The sequence below is a fragment of the Micromonospora sp. RV43 genome (genome assembly GCF_001029515.1).
Taxonomy (GTDB): Bacteria; Actinomycetota; Actinomycetes; order Mycobacteriales; family Micromonosporaceae; genus Micromonospora; species Micromonospora aurantiaca.
Map to the genome: position 1 here is coordinate 1 of NZ_LEKG01000333.1, position 3,836 is coordinate 3,836.

Annotated in this window: 3 protein-coding genes; all 3 read left to right on the forward strand. The window is 65.7% G+C overall.

Annotated elements, in window-relative coordinates; genetic code table 11:
- Positions 1 to 765 precede the first annotated feature (765 nt).
- The 3 genes from ABD52_RS38835 to ABD52_RS36910 all read left to right on the forward strand — a co-directional run bounded on the left by ABD52_RS38835 (position 766) and on the right by ABD52_RS36910 (position 3,812).
- Positions 766 to 1,869, forward strand: coding sequence for a site-specific integrase (locus ABD52_RS38835; protein ID WP_013476028.1), 1,104 nt, complete (start codon positions 766 to 768; stop codon positions 1,867 to 1,869).
- Positions 1,870 to 2,332: 463 nt separating this feature from the next.
- Entirely contained in the window at positions 2,333 to 2,770 is a 438-nt protein-coding gene (locus ABD52_RS36905) for a hypothetical protein (protein WP_143766951.1), read from the forward strand.
- Positions 2,771 to 2,918: 148 nt separating this feature from the next.
- Positions 2,919 to 3,812 (forward strand): IS5 family transposase, encoded by an 894-nt coding sequence (locus ABD52_RS36910; RefSeq protein WP_047894821.1) that lies wholly within the window; start codon positions 2,919 to 2,921, stop codon positions 3,810 to 3,812.
- Positions 3,813 to 3,836 lie beyond the last annotated feature (24 nt).

Genomic DNA, 3,836 nt, shown 5'->3' on the forward strand with positions numbered 1-3,836 from the left:
CACGCCGGACCCGGGCTGCCGCGTTCACGCCACCACCAGCCGGATACCTCATGCCTCCGACCTACCGCCCACATCGACCCAGATCACGCAGACACGCCGACGGACGTCAGCCTTTCAACCTCTGTAGTAGTCGCCAATTGGAACGCGTTGCATCGATGCGATGAGACCTGAGAGCTCGGCTCCCGAGCAGGTCACCTACATCCTAGGACGCCTAGCGGATGTGATCTTCTCGGAAGCGGCAAATTTGGGGCCGAGGTCGCCGAGAACCAGATTCTATGAACTAGATGTGCGGGGAGCCGGAGCAGTGGCTTTTGCGAATGCAGCATCCGGAGTTGACGAGGGCGCGAGGCTATCGGCCAAGGCGCCAACATCATTGCTGGCAGCCATCGGTCTCCCGGCCCCTCGGAGACGTAGATCCGCGAATGGTGGCCATTGGCAATACCGTCTCAGTGTCATGGACGCGCGAGGGCGGCTTGCCGATCGAGCCCCGGTTCGCGCCATGGGGTGGACCCCGGGCGACTGGCTGAACGGCAAAGTGGGGGATGGCTTCATCATAATCGAGCGCGGCGAGGACGGGACTTGTCTGGTTACAGCACAGGGACACCTCCGCGTACTCTCTGCGATCAGGCATTCGGCCGAGCTGTCCGCCGGTGAACGATTCTTGGTGATAGCGCGGAGGAAGGAAGGAGCGGTCATCCTTTGCGCCATGGATCTTGTGGAGTCTGCGCTCGCAGCTTTCATGCGCAGTGACTCAGGTGGTGTTACATGACCGGCCCGTTGCCGAATGGACTAACCAATCAAGAGGTAGCCGCCCTGCGGTCGATTCTTGCGCGGATTCCCAATGAAAGGTCGCCTGGGCCGTCGGCAATCGGCGAAGCGACGGGAGTCCCGACCTTTCGCGACTACATCCAGCGTGTATCGGTGGCCGTTGCTCCAGGCTCCCGCCGACTTTACGAGAGCTACTGGAAGCGAATCGACCAGTGCTGGGGCGAGCGCCAACTGAACGACCCGACACCATCCGAAATCTCGGCGCTTGTAGAGCAGATCCGCGCGAGTGCAGTCGTGCGGAGTAACTCACGCGGGGGTCGATCTGCGGCTGAACACACGGTCTCTGCCCTTCGCTGCCTCTATGCATTCGCGGTCGCCGACGGCTTGATTGCCGAGGCCGAAGATCCAGCTCGACGGGTGGCGAAGCCCCGAAGGCTGCCGAGTAATCGGCATGCCCTAACGGAACGTCAGCTTGCGCAGATTGTGGAACACGCAGTGAGTACGGGAAATGATCCGCACCTAGACTCCCTCATTCTGCGACTTCACATCGAAACAGCCTGCCGGCGGGGTGGAGCGCTCGGTCTGGACCGAGCGGACCTGGACCTCGACAACTGCTGCATTCGGCTCACCGAGAAGGGCGGGACAGTTCGCTGGCAGCCCGTCTCGCCTTCTATGCTGCGTATGCTTGTCCGGCACTACGAAGAGCGCCGGAACAACGGCGGCGATACGCACCTGCTCAGCTACCGGTCGGGCGCTCCGTTGACGAGCCGTCGCTACGATCATCTCTGGCAGCGATTGGGGCGTCGCCTCCCTTGGGTCCAAGCCCAGCAGGTATCGACACATTGGCTACGCCATACCACGTTGACCTGGGTTGAACGGAATTTCGGATATGCCATCGCAAGAGCATATGCCGGGCATAGCGGCAGGTCGGACGCCGGTGTGACAAGCACCTACGTCAAGGCAGACATTTATGATGTGGCACGGGCGCTATCTTCACTTTCAGGCGAGCCGCATCCGCTTGTTGCCGAGGAACAGGCGATACCTTGGCCGGAGCGCATGCTAGCCGTGCCCGAGGGCGAGGATGAGGTCATGGCGCCGTAGCTGAGTTAGAGCCGGACGACTTCGAAGCCGAGCTGTCCCCAGCCGCAGGTCTGGCGGATGAGGAGCCCGTCCTCCCGGCAGGGAGGCTGGCACTGACTCCGCCACCGCTCTTTCAGCTCCTGCTCAGCCTGTTCAAGATCCGCCAGCCAGGACTGTTCCTCGGCGTACCGCACCCGCGCCTGTTGTCAGCGAGCCTCCTGCCTACCTGACCATCGTGCGTTTGGAGCCACATGCCGTACGCCGGCGTGGATGCCGACCTCGCAGGCTTGCCCTGGTGGGCGGCTGGCCTAACCGGCGAGGCAGGTGATGCTCCAGGGCGCCATCCAATCCCTCTCCGGCCAGACCGATGACAGCGGCTGCTCTCCCCAAAGCCCTGCTTCGATCGCATCCGCACGCGGACTGGACCGGCCGGTGGCCAGCGCACGCGGAGGCCCGCGAGTTCGGCTGGCACGTGCGGTGGGACTTGGAGGGGCGGAAGTTCGTGCGCTGCGCCCCCGACGTGGAGGGCTCCGGGCCGGACCTGTCGCGGCTGTACGAGCACGCGCGGTGGGACCAGGCGGCGCGGCGCTGGGTGCGGCGCCGGGCGGTGCTGTTCTCGCGGGCGGTGCGCGGCGGCCGGGCCACCCTGGAGGAGCTGACGAAGGCGGCGCAGCGCTGGCGCGCCGAGCAGGGCTACGAGGTGGTCGGCGAGCACGCCGGCACCCGCGGCTGGCGGGAGGCCGTCGCCGACATCGAGGACGGCGTGGCCGACCTGGTGGTGGTGCCGTCGGTGGAGCGGCTGGGGTTCGGCAAGCAAGTGTTCGAGCGGATCGCAGCGGCATACGCGGCGGGCGGCGATGTCGCCGGCCCCGGTGTGCAGATCAACGGGAACGGCCGGATCGTCGGCGCCTCAACCAGCTAATCCGCTGAGGGGACCAGCGGCGCGAGCTAAGGCGTGTTTCAGAAGTCGTGGTGGCCGGTGAAGGTCGCGGCGTGGCGGTGATCGACAACTGAAGAGGTCTCCGGTATCTGGTTCTGCGACCAAGCAAGAACTTCATACCGGAGACCTCGTGGCCACCTTAGCGGTGACGAGGCGGCACGACCTCACCGACGCTCAGTGGCAGCGGCTCGCTGCGCTACTGCCGGCCGCGTCGGCGAAGGGCCGGCCGCCGAAGTGGCAGAAACGGCAGCTCATCGATGGGATCAGGTGGCGGATCCGGATCGGGTCGCCCTGGCGTGACGTCCCGGCCGAGTACGGACCCTGGCAGACGCTCTACGGCCTGTTCCGTCGCTGGCAGCGCGACGGCACCTGGGACAAGATCCTGGCCGCGTCACAGGCCGCCGGCGATGCGCAAGGCCGGATCACCTGGACGGTCAGCGTGGACTCGATGACCAGCCGCGCCCACCAACACGCCGCCGGCGCCCGCAGAGACGGCCACCTGCAGAAAGAGCCACCCGGTGGCGTGCACGACGAACCCGCCGATCACGCTCTCGGACGATCTCGCGGCGGTCTGACCACCAAGACGCATCTGGCCTGTGAGCAGGGACAGAAGGTCCTATCGATGGTCGTGACCGCCGGGCACCGTGGTGACAGCCCGCAATTCATCCCGGTCCTGCGTCGTATCAAGGTGACCCGCCTCGGGGTGGGCCGGCCCCGCACCTGCCCCGACCTGGTCCTGGCCGACAAGGCGTACACCAGCCGCGGAAACCGCGCCTACCTGCGCAAGCGCGGGATCAAGGCGTGCATCCCGAGTAAGACCGATCAAGACGCCCACCGCAAGGCCAAGGGCAGCCGCGGCGGGCGCCCGCCGAAGTTCGACCGAGACCTCTACCGGATGCGACATGCCGTCGAGAACGGCATCGCCCGGCTCAAGCGCCACCGCGGCCTGGCCACCCGCTACGACAAGTTGGCCGTCCGGTTCCAGGCCGTCCTGACCATCACCATCATCTGTGAATGGCTCTGACCGGGCTTATGAAACACGCCTTAG